Consider the following 18,696-nt stretch of genomic DNA (forward strand, 5'->3'; position numbering starts at 1 on the left):
ACCTACAACCGCTGCTGCCACACCGTCAGCTGCAGTCTGACCGCGCCACCTTCCCCGGCCCCGCCGCCGTCGAACATCCCAAAGCAACGGCGGCGCACCGTCACCCACAGACGCAGCCACCCGCCAAGGCGGTCCGCGCTCATAAAGCGCGGACCGCCTTTGCCGCTTCGTCAGCAGTACGCACCGGAGTTGCGAGGCCGAGGTTTTCGCGCAGGGTGCTGCCCCGATACTCAGTCGGGTAGACGCCGCGTTCCTGCAGTTCCGGCACCAGGTGGTTCACGATGTCATCCAGGCCGGAAGGAATCAGCCACGGCGAGATGTTGAAGCCGTCCACCGCGCCGACGCGCGCATACTCGGCCAGCTGGTCAGCCACCGCGGAGTACGAACCGGTGAAGGTGGCGTCCACCCGGGCTGTGCGGGAGGTGACGAACTGGCGGATGGAGAGGCCCTGGTCCTTGGCCTCTGCCCGCCACTGGTCGGCCAGTTGGCGGGCCTTGGCGCCGTGGAAGCCGCTGCCTCGGGTCTCCGAGGTTTCCTCCACCACGGGATCAATCTCCGGCAGCGGCCCGTCAGGATCGTACTCGGACAGCTCGCGGCCCCAGAACTGCTCGAGGTACGCCACCGCCTGCTGCGGGCCGATCTGCAGGCTGCGCACCCAATCCTTCTTCGCCGCAGCCTCTTCAGCCGTGCGTGCCAGGATGAATTCGCTGGCCGGCATGATCTGTACCACATTCGCTCCGCGGCCTGCTGCCAGTGAGCGTGCCACAAGATCCTTGCGGAACTCGACGGCGGCCTCGAACTTCGGGTGGGCCGAGAAGATGACGTCCGCCTGGCGGGCGGCAAAATCGCGGCCTTCGGGGGAATCACCGGCCTGGAAGAGCACGGGCCGGTATTGGGCGCTGCGAGGCAGCCGCGGAGTCACGTCCACCGTGTAGTGCTGCCCTTCGTGGAGCACTCGGCGTGGGGGGCCTTCTGCAGATTCCCAAGAGTCCCAGATGCGCTTGGCAGTGTCCACGAAGGCTTCGGCATGCCGGTAACGGTCGGCGTGGTCCAGGTATCCACCGCGCCGGAAGTTGGCACCGGTCCAGGCGTTGTCCGTGGTCACGATGTTCCAAGCGGCACGGCCACCGGAAATCAGGTCCAGGGACGAGAGCCGGTGTGCCAGGTCGGCGGGGTCGTTGTAGGTGGTGTTCTGCGTAGCCACCAGGCCGATGTTTTTGGTCACCGACGCCAGTGCAGCCAGCATGGTCTGCGCGTCCGGCCGGCCTGCCACGTCCAGTGCGTGGGGCCTGCCGAGGTGTTCGCGCAGGCGCAGGCCTTCGCCGAGGAAGAACGCGGCGAACAGTCCCCGCTCGGCCGTCTGGACAATGCGGCGGAAGGACTCGAAGTCGGTCTGCGAACCGGATTCGGCCGCCTTCCAGATAGTTCCGGAATTGACGCCCTGGAAAAAGACGCCGAACTGGAGCTTGCCGGTGGGCAAAAAAACGTCGGATTGGGCACTGCTGTGCTGAGTCATGGTGTTCCCCCTAGTTTTCCGGCGGCATTGGCCGCGGACTTGTCTGCGTAGCGGCTGGCCGGGCGCTTGAGCCCCAGCAGGTCGCGGAACGTGCCGTCAAGGATCGGGGCGCGCAAGACACCGCGGCGCCGGAGTTCGGGCAGGACCAGCAGTGACAGTTCGTCCAGGTCCAGGGCGAGCGACGCCGGATGGAGGCGGACGCCGTCGGCCTCCTGCAGAAGCGACTCCAGGAAGTCCGTGAGGCCCGCCGCGCTGCTGGCGTACCGTGCGCGGCCGCCTTCGAACCCGACCGAACGCTCGGCCGCAGCCTGCCCACGGGCGTCCAGGACGACGTCGAGCTCGGCGATGACCGCCACGGACCCACCCAGCCGGCTTCGGACATCCCTGATTTCGGCGGCGAGCAGTTCGGCCGTCGGTGCGGTGACCAGCACGGCGTCGACGGCGTCGGCCGGAACTTGCCCGTGGCCCACCAGGGAGGCGGCGGCAAGCACCGGCAGCTGACCCTGCAGCGGCCGGGGAATGATGGACGGGCCCTTGACTGAGTAGCCGGCCCCGGGAAAGTCCGCCGGCGTTTCAAAGTCCGCATAGTGCAGCTTGTCCACGTCGATGTACCGGCCGGTGGCGACGTCGCGGATGACGGCGTCGTCCTCCCAGGAGTCCCACAGCCGCCGGGAAACCTCAACCGAAGCGGCGGCTTCGTGTGCGAGCGCGGCGGCACTCGCAGAGGAACGTCCGACGGCGGCCGCCGCCTCCGGTGATTCCGCTGCAGTTGCGATCCACCCGGCACGGCCGCCGGAGACGTAGTCCAGGCTCGCGAGCTGGGTGGAGACGTGGAACGGCTCCGTGTAGACGGTATCCACTTCGGGGACCAAGGCGATGGCCCGTGTGACCGGGCCGGCGTAGGCGGCGCGCTGCAGGGCGTTGGCGCGGCCCGGAACAGGCGCGTCGGAGAAGGTGGCAGCGTGGAAACCCGCGGATTCAGCGGCGAGGACGGCTTCGGCGAGGCTCCCGAAGTCGCCGCCATCCCACCCTGCACCGTCAAGTTCGATCGCCAGGAATCCGGCGCGTCCCGCTTCCGCGGTTTGCTCTTCTGTGGTGCTCACGGCCGGTCCTGACGTTCGTAGGGAATCTTCTCGCCGGCTTCGATGGCCACCGGCAGGCGGTTTTCCGCTGGTGGCAGCGGGCACGTTGCAAGATCGGTATAGGCGCAGGGCAGGTTTACGGCCCGGTTAAAGTCCAGCTCCACGGATCCGTCCGCGGCCAGGACCACCGACAGCGAACGGTTGGCCGCATACGTGGTTTTGCCAGAGGTCCGGTCCGTGAAGAGCACCGACAGCGAGCCTGGGGCGTGGCCGTTGAACGCGGTCAGCGCCAGCTCCTGGCCGGCCAGCCTGAAGAAGATCTCGCCTGGGGCCTCGTAGACATGCTGGATGCCTTCGACGGCGGCACCCACGGTGGTGGGCCTCGGCGCCTCGAACGGCACATACGTCCCACGGACGGCGTAGGCCGCATTGGGTGAGTAGGCTGGCGTGCCCTGGTACTCGCGCAGCAGCCCGTTCTCCGGGTGCCGCGGTCTCACGATGTACTCGCCGCCCCGTTTAGCCACCTCAATGACGGTGTCTCCGGAGGTGAGGTAGATTCCGCCGCGCTCCTCGATGGGCCCGAACTCCAGCGTGGCCCCCGAGGCGCCGTTCAATTCCTGGCCGTCCTGTTGCAGGGTTTCGCCCGGTTCCAATGTCACGCGGACGACGTCGGCATCCACGCTCCAGGTGCCCGGGGCACCATCCAGTCGGGTGGCTTCGCTGCCCAGCCAGTGGAGGTGGGTGACGGCCAGGAAGCCGTGCGGGTGGGCGCGGCGGCGTTCATGGGCTGCGTGCCACTCCTGCCAGTTGGCTTCGAAGGTTTCAAGGGCAGTTTCAGTGTGCGTGGGCAAGGTGGCTCCTTGGAGTGCTGGCGTGGGTGGTGCTGGTGCGGGCAAACTCAGGGTCGGCGGTGAACAATGGGTCCCCCACTGGGCCGCCAGGGCGGCGGAAGTCAGGGTTGTAGCAGACCCGTGCCAAATACGGGGAGGGCCGTCGAACGGGCGGGGCGTTGTGGTGGTGGGCTCCGTCTTGCCGATCACCAGTTCCAGCCGCCCTGGCTCAGCTGGTCGATGGTCCGCCGTCGAAACAATCTCCCCGGTAACCGGGTGCTTCTGGTGCGGGATGATGTCCAGGACCTGGAACTTCACTGTGCTTTTCCAGGCTGGGTTGCGGCGGGCTGGGCGGCCGCGAAGCTCTCCTCGGTAATGGTCTTGGATTCGGGCAGGGCTTCCTCGGAAAGGCCCCAGCGTTCCAGCACCTCCGCGTAGGAGCCATCCTCGATAACGGCGTTGAGGGCGTCCGTGATCACCGGAGCCAGGCCGTTGCCGCGGAGCGTCGTGGCAGCCACGAGGGTCTCTGACGGCCAGCCGGCGTTGACCTTGCCCACCACTTTGAGGTCATCGCGCGTGTTTTCTCGGTACACCGTGGACGCGTACGGGGCGATGTTCAGATCGGTCCGGCCGGAGGAGAGCGCCAGGATGGTGTCGGCGTCGGAGGAGTAGTACTGCAGGACGGCCGGCGCCTTGCCTTTGCCCTCGAGCTCCTTGTTCCAGGCCAGCAGGATCTTCTCCTGGTTGGTCCCGGATCCTACGGACACCTTCAGGCCGGAGATGTCGTCCGCGCCCTTGATGTCGTAGGTGGCGGATTTCTTGGCTTCGAACCCCATGTAGGCGGCCCGGTAGCTGGCAAAGTCGAACAGCTTCACGCGGTCCTTGTTGACACCAACGTTGGAGAAGACTGCCTCGAAGTCGCCGGACTGGGTCTTCAGTGGCCAGTTCTCCCACGACGTCACCTGGACGTCGAGCTCCAGTCCCAGCTTGTCGGCCACGAGCTGGGCGATGTCCAGCTCCGAACCGATGGCGGTCTTGTCGTCCGTGGCGTGGAAGGAGAGCGGAATGGACCCGGCCGTGGTGGCGACCGTCAGCTTCCCGTCCTTGCCGATCAGCTCCGGAACCTTGGCCGCGAGCGCATCGTCCTTGTCTGCCCGGATTCGCTGCTGTTCAGGGGAAGTGTTGTACACCACGCCGTTGCGAGCCGCCGTCGTCCGGGCTTCTCCGGAGGTGCCCGAAGCGGACGCGCCGGGGTCGGAGCAGGCGGACAACGCTACGGTACCCAGAAGGACGACGGCGGGCAGTGCCGCCAGCAGGCGAGCGCGGCCTGCGCCGGGCTTGGGGGATGCGAAGAAGGCCATTTTGTGGAGTTCCTTAGATGTTGAAAGCCGGTTCGAGCACTTTGGAGAAGAAGCTCCGGGTGCGTGGTTCCTGCGGGTTGGTGAAGACTTCCCGCGGGCTGCCCTGTTCCACGATCTGGCCCTCGTCCATGAACACCACGGTGTCGGCCACGTCGCGGGCGAACCCCATCTCGTGGGTGACGATGATCAGCGTGGTGCCGGACTTGGCGAGTCCGCGGATGACGTCCAGCACTTCGTTGACCAGTTCGGGGTCCAACGCGGAGGTGGGCTCGTCGAAGAGCAGGATTTTGGGATCAAGGGCCAGGGCGCGGGCGATGGCCACGCGCTGCTGCTGGCCGCCGGACAGCTGCCGGGGGTAGGCGCCGGCACGGTCCTTCAAGCCCACGCGGTCCAGGAGCTCCAGGCCGCGGCGCCGCGCCTCTTCCTTGGTGCGGCCCTGCGCAACGACCGGCGCCTCGGCCACGTTCTCCAAGGCGGTCAGGTGCGGGAACAGGTTGAAGTTCTGGAAGACCATGCCTATTTCAGTGCGCTGCTTCAGGATGTCCTTCTCGCGCAGCTCGTGCAGCCGCTTGCCCCGGACCTCGTAGCCCACCAGCGTCCCGTCAATGGCGATGTGGCCGCCGTCGACCTTTTCCAGGTGGTTGATGGTGCGCAACAGCGTGGACTTCCCGGAACCCGACGGTCCCACGATGACGGCAACACCGCCCGGTTCGACCGTGAGGGTGATGCCTTTGAGGACCTCGGTGGAGCCGAAAGACTTCCGGACCTTGGTGATTTCGACGAGCCCGCGGGTGGGCCCTGAAGCGGGGGCGCCAGCAGCCGCGTCAGAGTATGGCTGGGTAGCGGTGGCTGGGCTCATCGCGGGCTCCTTGCGCGGTTGGGTGCCACAGCGTGGGTGGCGAAGAATTTGCGGGCCTTCTGCAGGGGCGTCAACGGCAGTGTCCGGACCGCACCCTTGGAGTAGTGCCTCTCGATGTAGTACTGGAACACGCTGAGGACCGAGGTGATCACCACGTACCAGAGGGTGGCCACCAAGAGCAGCGGCAGGACCTGTTGGGTGCGGTTGTAGATGACCTGCACGGTGTAGAACAGCTCGGAGTAGGCCAGGACGTAAACGATCGAGGTGCCCTTCACAAGGCCGATGATCTCGTTGAATGCCGTGGGCAGGATGGCGCGCATGGCCTGCGGGAGGACAATCCGGGTGGACCGACGCCAGGCGGGGATGCCTAGCGCCGCGGCCGCCTCAAGCTGGCCCTGATCTACCGAGAGGATGCCGCCGCGGATGATCTCGGCAGAATAGGCGGCCTGGTTCAGGGTCAGGCCCAGCACCGCTGCCGCGAATTGGCTGACCAGGGTGGTGGTCTGCACCTCGAAGAAGCGGACGTCCGTGAAGGGGATGCCCAGGCTGATTTTCTCGTAGAGGTAGCCCAGGTTGTACCAGAGCAGCATCTGGACCAGCAGCGGGGTGGAGCGGAAGATCCAGGAGAAAGTCCAGGACACCGAGACCAGCAGCGGTGAGGCGGAGAGCCGCATCAATGCCAGGACGAAGCCCAGGACAAATCCGAGGATGCCGGAAATGGCGGTCAGCTTCAGCGTCTCCAAGAGGCCGTTGATGACGGACTGGGCGGTGAACCACTGCGCCACAACTCCCCATTCCCACCGCGGGTTGGTGGCCAGCGACCACGCCACGGCGGCCACGCCCAGTGCCACTGCAGCGGTTCCAACCCAGCGCCACGGATGCTTCGCGGCCACCAGCGGGTAGCCAGAGTAGTCGATGGCCGGCCCACGCGGTCCGCTGCTGCCGGAGTGGCCGCGGGGTCCCGGACCGGATGATCCTGGCCCGGCAGTTCCCGGACCCGCAGTTCCCGCGCCGGTGGGCGCCGGTTCGGTGGGCGCCGGTGCGGTGGCCTGCCGTGCTGCTTCTGACTCTGCCGGCTGGGCCACTTTGGTTACTGCTGAACTCATGCGCCACCTCGCTTCTTCACTGGGGTTCTTATGCTCGGGATCCTGGTTGCAGAACCCGGATGCTCCGGGCCGCTGGCTGCAAATCTAGGGCGGCCGGGAAACGGGCAGCAAGGCGCCAAGTTGCATAAGTTCACCGGGCTTCGCACGGCGTCATGAGTCGGTTTCTTGCGTCCCTTGACGGCCTGTGACGCGGAGTTAACGGGCGTTACCGGCACGTCGACCGCCATCGTCCAGGCTGCCTAGCATGGGCACTCAACCACCGTCCCGTCAGGAGCCTCCATGCCAGCCAACGTCCCTTCCGTTGTCTTCATCGGCGGCGGTCCGCGGGCTGCGGGCGTGCTTGAGCGGCTGGCGGTGAACCGTCCCGCACTTTTTGCCGGCCCTTTGGACATCCATGTGGTGGAGCCGCACGAGCCGGGCTCGGGCCGTATCTGGCGCTATGACCAGCACCCGGGGCTCATGCTCAATTCGGCGGCCGCCGATGTCACGATGTTCACCGACTCCTCAGTAGCCTGCGAAGGCCCGGCCGCAGATGGTCCCGGGCTCGCCGCGTGGGCCGCCGGCGTGCTCGACGGGTCCATCACCGACGTTCCGGACTTCCCCCGCACCATCCGGGAGCAGCTGCGCAACCTCACCGGTGCCACGTTTCCCACCCGCCAGCTGCAGAGCCAGTACCTGGAGTGGTTCTTCCGCCGGGCCGTCGCGGCACTCGGCGGGAACGTAACCGTCCACCGCACCACCGCCGTCGCCATTGAGCGCGTGTCAGCCCGTTCCGGCGTCGCGTCCAGCACCGCGTCCGACGACGGCACGCACCTCGTGCGCCTGGCCAACGGTGGCGAGGTGCGGGCCGACGTCGTGGTGGCCGCACTGGGCCACACCGACTCGCTGCCCGACGCCGCATCCGAGGCCTGGTCCGGCTTCGCTGCCCGGCACGGCGGTTTCCACGCGGCACCCAGCTACACCACCGACGTCGACTACTCCGTCCTGGCCCCGGGCCAGGACGTCATAGTGGCCGGCATGGGGCTCGCGTTCGTTGACCTGCTCGTCCTCCTCACGGAGGGGCGGGGCGGCCGGTTTGAAGAAACGGCCGAGGGCGGTTTGCGGTACATTGCGTCCGGCCGCGAACCGAGGCTCCTGGCCGGGTCGCGGCGCGGTGTGCCCTACCATTCCAAGGTGTCCGCAGACCTTCGCGGGGAGGCCCCGGGTGAGCTGCTGTTCTTCACTCGGGACGCTGTGGACGCTCTCATGGAGCTCCACACGGAACTGGACTTCCGCAGCCACCTCTGGCCGCTCATCGCCAAGGAAGCCGGCTACGGCTACTACCGCGAGCTGTTCACGGGCAGCCCCGAAAAGGTCAGCACAAGCTGGGCTGAATTCTCCAGGCGCTTCGCTGCGCTCGACTGGTACAGCACAGCCCGCGAGGAACTGGTGGCCGCTTCCGTCCAGGACAGCAGCCTCCGCCTGGACCTGGAGCGCCTGGACCGACCGTTCGCCGGACAGTCCTTCCCGAGCCATTCCGAGGTGCAGGACGCCGTGGCGAAGTACATCGAACACGATCTTCTCGTCCGCGACGGGCCCGACCACCCCGAGACGATGGCCCTGTTTGTGGCGCTGTTGAAGGTGTACATGGACCTCGGCCGGCTGGTTCCGGCAGAGCGGCTCAACGCCCGCTCGCAGCAAACCGTGCACGGCTGGTGGCACGGCTTTTTCAGCTTTGTGGACTCCGGTCCGCCCCCGCGCAGGCTGCGGGAGATGCTGGCCCTCCACCGCGCCGGGCTGCTGGACTTCCTCGGTCCGGAGATCTCAGTGGGCACGGACGAGGCCACCGGAGACTTCGTGGCAACGTCAGCCCAGTCCGGCGTTGCCGTCCGGGCGAAGGCCTTCATCGAGGCGCGTCTGCCGGCGACGTCGGTGGCCCGATCGCTGAACCCGGCACTCCAGTCAATGCACGACGCCGGGCTGGGAACCGAACAGCAGCTCCTCACCGCGGATGGCATCCACTCCACCGGCAAGCTGCTGGTGTCCGGGAATCACCAGCTGGTGGACGCGGAGGGCCGGGCCCAGGACCGGATCTTCGGCATCGGTCCTGGCACATCGGGCTGGGGCGCCGGAGCGTTCGCCCGGCCGGGCACCAACGCCGCCCCCTTCCGCGAAAACGATGCCCTGGCCCGGCACGTCCTCACCGTAGTGGCGGGGATTTATGCGGCTGACCCTTCCGGCGGGGCAGTGTCAGCCGGGTCCCACATTGCCGGGTCCCACACTGCCGGGTCCCACACTGCCACCCAGCCAGCCGCCGTCGGGAAGGCCTGAAAAATGGAAACAAAGACGCCCCTCGACCACGCGGCGCTGACTGTGCTGAACCTTCCCATGCACGATCCCCGGGTGCGGCCGCTGCTGGATGAGCTCGCGGTGGAATACGACTCCCGGTACGGCGATCTCTTCGGCCGCGGCGCGGCAGCCGAGGAACTCAACCGCTACCCGGCAGCCGAATTCGCCGGCCCGGGAGGGGCGCTGCTGATGATCCAGGAGAACGGCGAGTCCATTGCCGGCGGCGCCTTCCGGCGGTACGACGCGGACACCGCCGAATTTAAGCGCATCTGGACGCACTCCCGGCACCGCCGTCGGGGGCTCGCCCGAGTGGTGCTCACCGAGCTGGAGCGGCTGGCGGCCCTCCGCGGCTACCGGCGGATCTACCTCACCACCGGTCCCCGGCAACCCGAAGCCAAGCACCTGTACCTGGCCACCGGGTACGAACCGCAGTTCGATATTCATGCCGATCCGGCGACGATAAAGTCCCTGGCGTTCACCAAGAATCTCCCGGGCCCGCCACTAAGCTAGCGGCATGGCCAACAAAACCACCGCAGAGAAGCTCGCCACCATCCAGAAGGGCTACGCCCTCGAAGGTGCCACCATCGAACTCGGTGCCGCCATCATCGACGGCGAACTCCACAAGGAAGCCCAGGTCCGGCTTCCGCTAGCCATGATGAACCGGCATGGCCTTGTGGCCGGAGCCACCGGCACGGGCAAGACCGTCACCCTCCACATGATGGCAGAGCAACTGTCCACCGCCGGGGTCCCGGTGTTCCTTGCCGACATCAAGGGGGACCTGTCCGGCCTTGCCACGGCCGCGGCCGGCAGCGAGAAGCTCGCCGCGCGGACCGAGAGCATCGGACAGGAGTGGGCGGGGAAGACGTTCCCGGTGGAATTCCTGGCCCTGGGCGGCGACGGCAACGGCGTGCCCGTCCGCGCCACCGTCACGTCCTTCGGCCCCATCCTGTTGTCCAGGGTGATGGAGCTCAACGACACCCAGGAGTCCAGCCTGCAGCTCGTATTCCACTTCGCAGACAAGAACAACCTGGAACTTATCGATCTGAAGGACCTCCGCTCGGTCATCCAGTTCCTGACCTCGGCCGAGGGCAAGGACGAACTTGCCGAGCTGGGCGGTCTCTCCAAGGCCACGGCCGGGGTCATCCTCCGGGAACTGGTGAACCTGGAAGCGCAGGGGCTGGAACGGTTCTTCGGCGAACCGGAGTTCGACACCGCTGAGCTCCTCCGTACGGCGCCCGACGGCCGCGGCGTAATCACCTGCCTGGAACTGCCCACGCTGCAGACCAAGCCCATGCTGTTCTCCACGTTCCTGATGTGGCTGCTGGCCGACCTCTTCGAGGACCTGCCAGAGGCCGGGGATCTCGACAAGCCCAAGCTGGTGTTCTTCCTGGACGAAGCCCACCTGCTGTTCAACGACGCGTCCAAGGCGTTCCTGGACGCCATCACCACCACCGTCCGGCTTATCCGGTCCAAGGGCGTGGGCATCTTCTTCGTGACCCAGACTCCCAAGGATGTGCCGGCGGACGTCCTCGGCCAGCTGGCCAACCGTGTCCAGCATGCCCTGCGCGCCTTTACGCCGGAGGATGCCAAGGCGCTCAAGGCCACCGTGTCCACCTTCCCGGTCAGCGATTACGACCTTGAGGAAACGCTGACTTCGGCGGGGATCGGCGAAGCCGTCATCACGGTCATGAATGAGAAGGGCGCCCCCACCCCGGTGGCGCATACCCGGCTCCGCGCGCCAGAGTCCGTCATGGGCCCCAGCTCGGACGAACTGGTCAAAAGCACAGTGGCCGGCTCCGCGCTGCTGGCCAAGTACGGAACCTCGGTGGACAACGTCTCCGCCTATGAAAAGCTCACGGGCAAGGCTGCGGCGCCCACTGGAGCGGCGGCACCGGGCGAACCACCTGTGCCCGGAGCTCCCAGGAGCCAGGCCGACGTCGATGCCGAGGCCCGCAGGATCGAGGAAGAGATCCTGGGCCGACCCAGCAGCCGCCCGGCCTCATCGCCGGTACCGTCGACCGCACCGGAAAGCGGCGATTCCGGGCGGTCCCCAAGTGCCCCACGTGCCCCCCGGACACGGGCATCGCGTGCTCCGGAACGGCCCGCCCCGGCAGGCGGCGACCTGGCGGGCGACCTCGCCGGAGCCTTGGGCGGGGCGCTGGGCGGCGGGCTGAAGAGCATGGTCCGTTCCATGGGCACCCAGCTCGGCCGGGAACTGCTGCGCGGCGTGTTCGGCACGTCGTCCCGGCGCCGCCGCTAGGCCCAAACTGACGATGTTCCAGGAACTGGAGTGCCGCCGTCGGGCCCTGGCAAAGCGGCCGGTGCACGTCATGCAGGCGTGCCCCGGCACCCGGAATTGGCGGGCTTGCAGGTAACGTGGGGGACGTGCAGATGAGTCAAGCGTTGGTGAGGATCGCGGCCGGATGGCTGTTGGGCCTCATGCTTGCCGTGGCCGGAGCCATCGTGGCGGTGAACCTCGTGAACGATACCGTGGCCAGTCCGCAGCAGCCTGTGCGCGAGTACCTGGACGCGCTGCACAGCGGCGACGGCGGCAAGGCATTGGGCCTGCTACGGGCCACTGTCCCGCAGGCCAACGCCGCCATGCTGGACGGTACAGCCCTGCAGACAGCTGCCTCGCGGTTCGCCAACGTCAAGATCGGCGAAGCCGAAGCGCGGCCGCGCAACCAGGTCATGGTGCCCATGGAGTACACCATCGACGGCAGCCGGCTGCGGACCGAATTCATGCTGGAGAAAACCGGCACCGAGTGGCTTTTCTTCAATACCTGGGCCTTTGTTCCCTCACGGCTGCCAACCGTGGACATCACCGTGGTGAACGCCAGCGAGGCCACCGTCAACGGAGTGCCGGTCAACATGCCCAACGGCCGCAACACGTTCGCCGTCTTCTACCCCGGCGAGTATGAGGCGTCCCTGAACGGCGAGTATTTCGCTGCCCCGCCTACGCGGGCCACGATCACGGGCAACAACGTCCCTGTTGCTCCACTGAACCTACTGACCCAGGCCACGGAGGACCTGAAGGAGGACGTCGGGGCCAAGGTCAAGGAGTTCCTGGACACGTGCGCCGCCGAGGCCCAGAAGCAGCAGAAACTGCAGCCGGACTGTCCCTTCTACTACGCCAGCAACAACACGGTGTACGACGGCACCATCAAGTGGAGCATCACCGAGTACCCGGAGATTTCCATCGAGCCCTTCGGCGGTCGTTGGGTGGTGGCGCCGCTGGATGGCAAAGCCCGCGTGGAGGCGGTCCAGCAGAATTCCTTCACGGGCGCCAATTTCCCGCTCAACGAAGAGGTGGACTTCAGCTTCACCACCCGCCTTGACGTCGCCGGCGACACCATCAAGGTCACGCCGCTGCTGAGCTACTAAGCCCTGCTGGTCAGTACCCCTGCCGCACTGGCCCAGTTTTGGGAGGCTGCCCGTTGCATCACCAACTGCCTTCGTGGCGGTTGCGTTGATAACTGGGCCGGTTCGGTTGGGGCCACCGCAGCGAACCACGGGCAAGCACCTCCCGCACCTGCGCCAGGACAGATTCCGGTGCGTGAACGACGTCATCATAGAAGAACCTGAGCACAGGCAGTCCCTGTAGTGTGGCCGAGTTGTCCCTGCGGCGGTCCTTCTTGAACTGCCGCGCCTCAAGATGGAACGCAAGTCCGTCGATCTCCACAATGAGGAAACCCTCCAGCAGGAAGTCCACCCGCCCGATGCCGTCGATCCATACTTGGGTCTCTGTGGAAATACCGGCATCCCTGAACAGCACCCTGGCCAACGTCTCGAGGAGGGAATCTGCGCCGCGGTCCACCTTGGACACCACGGTCCGCGCCTTGCCGCAACGATTGCCGGTCAGGTGGCGGAGCAGGAATGCAGGGTCGATGTCTCCCCGGTTGTACGCACACTCCACCATGACCAGGGATTCGAGTTCCGGCAGGCATAACAGCGCATGCAGCAGGACATCCGGAAGGGCTGCAAGCGTCCCATGGCTGGGCTGCTGCGTCAGTGGAAGACGGTGGCTGACACAGCCCACAGGGTTCCGGCCATTACTCTGCCAGTAGTGAGGCCGCACCGGAGGACGGAGCTGCCAGAGGCCGAATGCTGGAGCGGCAGACACGCACGTGAGGAGGCCACGAGCGCGCCCGGCGGCTACGAGCTGCGGATCAGCGCCCGCAAGGGCCAGGAGCCCCCGCTGCACGCGAACCACTTCGCCGCTCCGCAGCGCCCGGCGAAGTCCGGTTTCTGTGGCACCGGCAGTCAGCACTTCCCGCGTCAGCAGCACTCCGCCCGCCGACCTGAGGATCTCCGTGGGGTCCATAAAGCCACAATGTCGGCCCTCCCGGCCTGCAGACAGTCCCGGAACTGGCTATGTGGATAAGCCACGCCCTCGGACCAGCGCCCAAACTGGCCCAGTTTTGGCGGCAGCAAGGACAAAACTGGCCCGGTTCCCCACCCTCGCGGGTCGAAAACCGGGCCAGTTCGGCACTTAGGTCACGACGGCGGCGCTCAGTCCATGCCGCGCAGGTCCAGGACCAGCTCGGTGTCGCCGTCGTCCTGCAGCAGGACCGGAATGCCCCAGTCCTGCTGGTACAGGTGGCACGCGGCGTGGTCCGGGATCTCACCGTCCTCGGTTTCTGGCCCGTCGCAGGCCGCAGCGCGGGCCGTAATGTGCAGGATGCCCTCGGGGACGTCGGCGGAGAGCTCCACAGTCCGGAGCAGCCCCACAGAGGTTCCTCCGCCGGCCACGATCAGCTCGGGCGGCGTGGAGGAGATCTTCATCTGGGTGGGATCGCCCCAACGGTCATCGAGCTTCTGGCCGGTGGGCGCGGTAAAGCGGACCTTGAGCTCCAGCAGGCCGGGCGCAACCGGGCTCTTGGGCCGGTGGGTCTGCACTGCACCCTCATCCACCTGCTGGGCTTCCTTGGGAATCGGCACGTACACGAGCTGGTGCTTGTTGGCCTCCACCACTACGAGCAGCGGTTCGGAGCCTGCCGCGTGGGTGTGGTCCACGATGACGTCGGAGGGTTCGGCCAGCCCGCGCGCCAGGGTAGAAACCGTCTTGGACGCGGGGTCATACCTTCGCACCGCGCCGTTGTACGTGTCAGCGATGGCCACCGAACCGTCCGGCAGGACGGTGACACCCAGCGGGTGCTGCAGCCGGGCCCCAGTCGCGGCGCCATCACGGAAGCCGAAGTCGAACAGTCCCTTTCCGACCGCGGACTCCACGGTGACCGTGCCGCCGTCGTCAATCACGAGTTTGCGCAGGGCCGACGTCTCGGAGTCAGCCACCCATAGGTTGCCGTCAGCGTCCTCGGCGAGGCCAGAGGGCTGGGCAAACCAGGCCTCGTGGCCCTGGCCATCCAGCAGGCCTTCGAGGCCGTTGCCGGCGGCGATGGCTACGGCACCAGTCAGCGGGTCAAAACTGAAAATCTGGTGCGTTCCGGCCATGGCTATCACTACTGCCTTGAGCTTGCGCGACCAGACGACGTCCCACGGGGAGCTCAGGGAGACTTCCAGCGGGTGCTCGCTGAGGCGGCCCGTAAACCCAGCGGCGTCCTCGTCAACGCGGGCGGGGCCTGTTTCCAGCAGCCGTTGAATGCCGTTGCCCACGAGGGTGGTGGCCTTTCCGTCCTGCAACGACAGCCCGCGGAGGCGGTGGTTGACGGAGTCGGCAATGACGACGTCGTAGCCAACCTTCGCTGCCACGTCTTCCGGGAGCAGCACCAGGCCTTGCGGCTCGTTGAACTGGGCGGTGGCCGCGTCAGGATCGGCTGGGTCAGCGGCGGCCGGGCCGTCAACGTGGCCCTTGGTGCCGGTGCCATAGGTCGCCAGGACCGTGTGGAAGTCGGTGTCCAGCTCCAGAATGCGGTGGTGGCCGGTGTCGGTTACCAGCCACGAACCGTGGGTTGCTGCGGCATCAATGGAAGCCCCGCCGTCGGAAGCTCCTGCATCCTGTCCCGGGCTGGGGGCCGTTCCGCGTCCGGCAGGCAGGAACAGGGCCTTGCCTGGGAACCGCAGCGTGCCCGACGTCGGTTCCGGCGCCACGTACGGCCCGGAACCGCGGTGCAGGGTCCCCTTGGCCTCATGTTCGGCGATCAGTTCGGGGATGAGCACGGCGAGGCCGTCGGCGTGGCCTTCACCGGACAAGTGGGCAACGATGTAACCCTCGGGGTCGATGACAACCAGGGTGGGCCAGGCACGCGCGGTGTAGGCCTTCCAGGTTTCCAGTTCGGGGTCGTCCAGGACCGGGTGGTGGATCTCGTAGCGTTCCACAGCGGCCGCCAGGGCCACGGGGTCTGCTTCGTGCTCGAACTTGGGCGAGTGCACACCGACCGTGACCAGCACGTCGGAGTACTGCTCCTCCAGCGGCCTCAGTTCGTCGAGGACGTGGAGGCAGTTGATGCAGCAGAAGGTCCAGAAGTCGAGGAGCACAATCTTCCCGCGCAGGGCTTCAAGGTCCAGCGATTTGCCGCCGGTGTTCAACCAATTGCGGCCCACCAGTTCGGAGGCCCGGACCCGGGCATGAGTGCGTACGGTTTCGCTCATCAGCGTCCTTCCAGCTTGTTGCGTTCAGCCAGCTTGGCATCGCGTTCGGCCAATTTGGCAAACATATCGTTGTAAGCAGTCAGATCGGCGTCGTTATTCCTGTCCGCTGCCCGGTCCACGCGTTTGGTTTCACGCGCGTCCGACCGGGACCACATTACGGCCACGCCAATCGCCACCAGCAGGGTGGGTACTTCACCGATGCCCCACGCCACCGCGCCTCCGGTCTGCTGGTCCAGGAGCGCCGATGGTCCCCAGGCCCGGCCGAGGTTGCCGAAGTAGTCAGCCGCCAGGAGGTTGGTCCCGCCCATGATGGCCACGCCGAAGAAAGCGTGGAAGCCCATGGTGGCCAGGAGGAGTACCAGCCTCATGGGATACGGTGCACGTCGGGGCAGCGGATCCGTGCCGATCATGCTCAGGATGAAGATGTAGCCGGTGAGCGCAAAGTGCAGGTTCATCAGTTCGTGGCCAACATGCTCGCGCATCGCGAACCCGAATGCGTCCGAGTAGTAGAACAGGACGATCGATCCAGCGAAGTTGGCGGCCGCGAAGATAGGGTGCGTCACGAGCTGCGAGAACTTCGAGTGCACAAACACCAGAAGCCATTCGCGCAGACCCCGGGAGCCGTCCCTCCGGGCAGGGAGCGCCCGGAGGGCCAACGTCACGGGTGCGCCAAGCACCAGGAAGATGGGCGCCACCATGGTCAGGGCCATGTGGTCCACCATGTGTGCTGAGAACAGGACCCGGCCGTACACCGCCGGCGGCCCGGACGTAATGTACGTCAGCACCATCAGGCCGAGCACCCAGTTCACCGTTCGGAACCACTGCCATTTGTCGCCACGGCGCAGCACCTTTGCAACACCGAGGGCGTATGAGACCAGCCCGAACACCGCGACAGCGATCCACAGCCAGTCCAGGCGCCATTCCGTCAGCCAGCGCTCGGGGGTCAGCTCCGGGGGCAGCTCGTAACCGGAGAGGATGAAGGCAGGGGACGCATCGGGGGCGAACGTGGTGGGCTGCGGCGGGGCGGACCGGCTCAGCGCTACGGCGACGCCGGACGTGGCACCCATGATGAGGAGTTCCACCACCACCAGCTGCCACAGGACGCGTCGGGACGAGAACGCGGATCCCTTGCGGCCAAGCTGCGGGATGACCCACTGGCGGTGCATAAATCCGATGCCGCCCAGGACCAGTGTGGCGGCGGTCTTCGCGAGGATCAGCTGCCCGTAGGCGGAGCCAAAGAGGTCAGCCCAGCTGGTGATGCGGATGCTGGCATTGATGACACCGGAGGCAAAGACCAGGACGAAGGCGAAGCCGGCGAGGGACGAGAACCGGCGAAGGGTGGGTTCGGTAATGTCCGCTGCAGTGCCGGGCTTCGAGGCGGTCAGGATTCCCGAAAGAAGGGCCAGCAGAATGATGCCGCCCACCCAGGCACTGACGCCTACGAGGTGGAGGCCCAGGGAGTTGATGGCGCCTTCGTGGTCGGAGGAACTGGACGAGTGGCCGATCAGGGCAGCTGGCACCAGGCCAATGAGCGCCAGGACCAGCGTGAGTGCGAGGCCTCCGAGCGACCGCACACCGAACAGAGCCGTGGTGACGACCGCCGCGATGATGGTGACGGCGAGCCAGGCGCGGCCGGCCTCGATGTCCGTCATGAAGTAGACCAGTGCCTGGGTAAATTCAGCGTCCCCGGAGATGCCCTGGCCCGCGATGTCCGAGTACGTGAGCACCAGGACCGCAATGGCTGACAGGGTCCAGGCTGCACCGGCTGCAGCCGCCACGGCCAAGGCCCTTGAAAAAGCCGGGTGTTCCGGGCCGTCGTCGTCCTTGGAACGCCGGGACGCGCTCCGGGGCAGGATGCCGGCGGCGAAAATCAGGCCGCCCACTACCGTTGCCAGGGAGACGTTGTGGATGGCTTTGCTGATGGGAAGCCCCCAGCGGGCCAGCGCACCCGGGTCAGAGACCTCACGGGCAGCGGCCGCACCGGAGAAGAGGAGTGCTGCCGTTAATCCCAGGAGCAGTGCCGCCAGGCCGGCCAGCTGCCACGGCCGCGAGATTCCCAAGGCACCGGCCAGTCCAGGCGCTCCCTTGCCGGGCATGGGCTGGGGTGCGGCGGAACGGGATTTTGCTGCGGAAGGCACCTATCCATTGTCCGCTACACGTGCCGAGGCGGCGAATCGGCTTAAAGCGGTGGAGCGGCAACCAAAGGGTTGCCGCTCCACTGATGCTGTTGAAGAAAATTACTTCTTCTTGGCTACTGCAGCCTTCAGCTTGGAACCAGCGGTCAGCTTGACGCTGTGGCCGGCTGCGATCTGGATGGTCTCGCCGGTCTGCGGGTTGCGGCCGGTGCGTGCTGCACGGTCGGTGCGCTCGACGGCGAGCCAGCCCGGGATGGTGATCTTCTCGCCCGCGGCGACAGAGGTCTCGAAAACCTCGAACAGTGCGTCGAGGACGGAGTTGACGGCTGCCTGGCTGGTGCCAGCCTTGCCTGCTACCTCTGAAACAAGTTCACTACGGTTCTTAGCCATTGATGTCCTCCTGGACGGTCATGATTTCTGGAGCCTGCACGCGGCATGCGTACAAGCCACTGTTCGAAAACTTACCAGCTTGGGCCGCCGAGGACCGCAAATTCCGCGTGTTTCCGCGACTTTTTGACTCAAATCACCAGATTTGAGGGGATTTTTGCGGGAATTGCGCCCACAGCGGACGCTCTCGCAGTTGTTGCGGGTTTCCAGCGGACGCTCTCTCACTTCCTGCAGGTTTCCCCGAACGCTCTCGCAGTTGCTGCTGGTTTCTGCCGGCCGCTCCCGGGGTGTGGTGTGGGTGGGGTGCGACGGCGGTGCCCGGGGTGGGTGTTCCTGGCCGGGTTCCGTCGGGGTGGGTGAGCGTCGCCCGAACGGGTGCAGGATGTGGGAGAGGGTTGGGGTGTGGTTTAAGTGGGAGAACCCCCCAACACGTGTGTGTTGGGGGGTTCTCGACCTTAATGGTTGTCCGGCGGTGACCTACTCTCCCACACCCTCCCGGGTGCAGTACCATCGGCGCTGTGGGTCTTAGCTTCCGGGTTC

The 18,696-nt window shown here is 66.5% G+C and carries 15 protein-coding genes and 1 rRNA gene; 4 read left to right on the forward strand and 12 right to left on the reverse strand.

What is annotated here, in order from left to right; all coding sequences use genetic code 11:
* Nucleotides 1-2 precede the first annotated feature (2 nt).
* From V9L18_RS12490 to V9L18_RS12520, 7 genes are all read right to left on the reverse strand, one after another.
* Nucleotides 3-143, reverse strand: a complete 141-nt coding sequence (locus V9L18_RS12490; RefSeq protein ID WP_337347489.1) for a hypothetical protein — start codon at nucleotides 141-143, stop codon at nucleotides 3-5.
* The gene (locus V9L18_RS12495) at nucleotides 140-1,516 is read right to left on the reverse strand and encodes an NtaA/DmoA family FMN-dependent monooxygenase (protein ID WP_337347490.1); all 1,377 of its coding nucleotides are present in this window, start codon (nucleotides 1,514-1,516) and stop codon (nucleotides 140-142) included. The genes V9L18_RS12490 and V9L18_RS12495 overlap by 4 nt, the downstream gene beginning before the upstream one ends.
* Entirely contained in the window at nucleotides 1,513-2,619 is a 1,107-nt protein-coding gene (locus V9L18_RS12500; protein ID WP_337347491.1) for an LLM class flavin-dependent oxidoreductase, read from the reverse strand. Before V9L18_RS12500 ends, V9L18_RS12495 begins: the two co-directional genes overlap by 4 nt.
* Nucleotides 2,616-3,449, reverse strand: coding sequence for a DUF1684 domain-containing protein (locus tag V9L18_RS12505; RefSeq protein ID WP_337347508.1), 834 nt, complete (start codon nucleotides 3,447-3,449; stop codon nucleotides 2,616-2,618). The genes V9L18_RS12500 and V9L18_RS12505 overlap by 4 nt, the downstream gene beginning before the upstream one ends.
* 293 nt (nucleotides 3,450-3,742) lie before the next feature.
* Nucleotides 3,743-4,789, reverse strand: coding sequence for a transporter substrate-binding domain-containing protein (locus V9L18_RS12510; RefSeq protein ID WP_337347492.1), 1,047 nt, complete (start codon nucleotides 4,787-4,789; stop codon nucleotides 3,743-3,745).
* A gap of 13 nt (nucleotides 4,790-4,802) precedes the next feature.
* The gene (locus V9L18_RS12515; protein WP_337347493.1) at nucleotides 4,803-5,648 is read right to left on the reverse strand and encodes an amino acid ABC transporter ATP-binding protein; all 846 of its coding nucleotides are present in this window, start codon (nucleotides 5,646-5,648) and stop codon (nucleotides 4,803-4,805) included.
* Nucleotides 5,645-6,754: an ABC transporter permease subunit gene (locus V9L18_RS12520; RefSeq protein ID WP_337347494.1), complete on the reverse strand. Its 1,110-nt coding sequence runs from the start codon at nucleotides 6,752-6,754 to the stop codon at nucleotides 5,645-5,647. The genes V9L18_RS12515 and V9L18_RS12520 overlap by 4 nt, the downstream gene beginning before the upstream one ends.
* A 279-nt stretch (nucleotides 6,755-7,033) precedes the next feature.
* On the opposite strand from V9L18_RS12520, the gene V9L18_RS12525 reads away from it, so the two are divergent.
* From V9L18_RS12525 to V9L18_RS12540, 4 genes are all read left to right on the forward strand, one after another.
* Nucleotides 7,034-9,064, forward strand: a complete 2,031-nt coding sequence (locus V9L18_RS12525) for an FAD/NAD(P)-binding protein (protein ID WP_337347495.1) — start codon at nucleotides 7,034-7,036, stop codon at nucleotides 9,062-9,064.
* Between the two features lie 3 nt (nucleotides 9,065-9,067).
* On the forward strand, nucleotides 9,068-9,592 hold the full coding sequence (locus V9L18_RS12530; RefSeq protein WP_337347496.1) for a GNAT family N-acetyltransferase: 525 nt from the start codon (nucleotides 9,068-9,070) through the stop codon (nucleotides 9,590-9,592).
* Between the two features lie 4 nt (nucleotides 9,593-9,596).
* The gene (locus V9L18_RS12535; RefSeq protein WP_337347497.1) at nucleotides 9,597-11,342 is read left to right on the forward strand and encodes a helicase HerA-like domain-containing protein; all 1,746 of its coding nucleotides are present in this window, start codon (nucleotides 9,597-9,599) and stop codon (nucleotides 11,340-11,342) included.
* Between the two features lie 131 nt (nucleotides 11,343-11,473).
* A complete protein-coding gene (locus V9L18_RS12540; RefSeq protein ID WP_337347498.1) occupies nucleotides 11,474-12,466 on the forward strand; it encodes a hypothetical protein in 993 nt (330 codons plus the stop codon).
* Nucleotides 12,467-12,524: 58 nt separating this feature from the next.
* On the opposite strand, the gene V9L18_RS12545 is transcribed toward V9L18_RS12540, so the two are convergent.
* From V9L18_RS12545 to rrf, 5 genes are all read right to left on the reverse strand, one after another.
* Entirely contained in the window at nucleotides 12,525-13,406 is an 882-nt protein-coding gene (locus V9L18_RS12545; RefSeq protein WP_337347499.1) for a type IV toxin-antitoxin system AbiEi family antitoxin domain-containing protein, read from the reverse strand.
* Nucleotides 13,407-13,594: 188 nt separating this feature from the next.
* Nucleotides 13,595-15,634, reverse strand: coding sequence for an NHL domain-containing thioredoxin family protein (locus V9L18_RS12550; protein ID WP_337347500.1), 2,040 nt, complete (start codon nucleotides 15,632-15,634; stop codon nucleotides 13,595-13,597).
* Nucleotides 15,634-17,730 carry a cytochrome c oxidase assembly protein gene (locus V9L18_RS12555; RefSeq protein ID WP_337347509.1) on the reverse strand — a complete coding sequence of 699 codons (2,097 nt, stop codon included), beginning with the start codon at nucleotides 17,728-17,730 and terminating at the stop codon, nucleotides 15,634-15,636. The genes V9L18_RS12550 and V9L18_RS12555 overlap by 1 nt, the downstream gene beginning before the upstream one ends.
* 141 nt (nucleotides 17,731-17,871) lie before the next feature.
* Nucleotides 17,872-18,159, reverse strand: coding sequence for an HU family DNA-binding protein (locus V9L18_RS12560; protein ID WP_056341443.1), 288 nt, complete (start codon nucleotides 18,157-18,159; stop codon nucleotides 17,872-17,874).
* Between the two features lie 461 nt (nucleotides 18,160-18,620).
* Nucleotides 18,621-18,696, reverse strand: a 5S ribosomal RNA gene (gene rrf / locus V9L18_RS22065); the annotation flags it as partial.

This window comes from Pseudarthrobacter sp. CCNWLW217 (genome assembly GCF_037203985.1).
Taxonomy (GTDB): Bacteria; Actinomycetota; Actinomycetes; order Actinomycetales; family Micrococcaceae; genus Arthrobacter.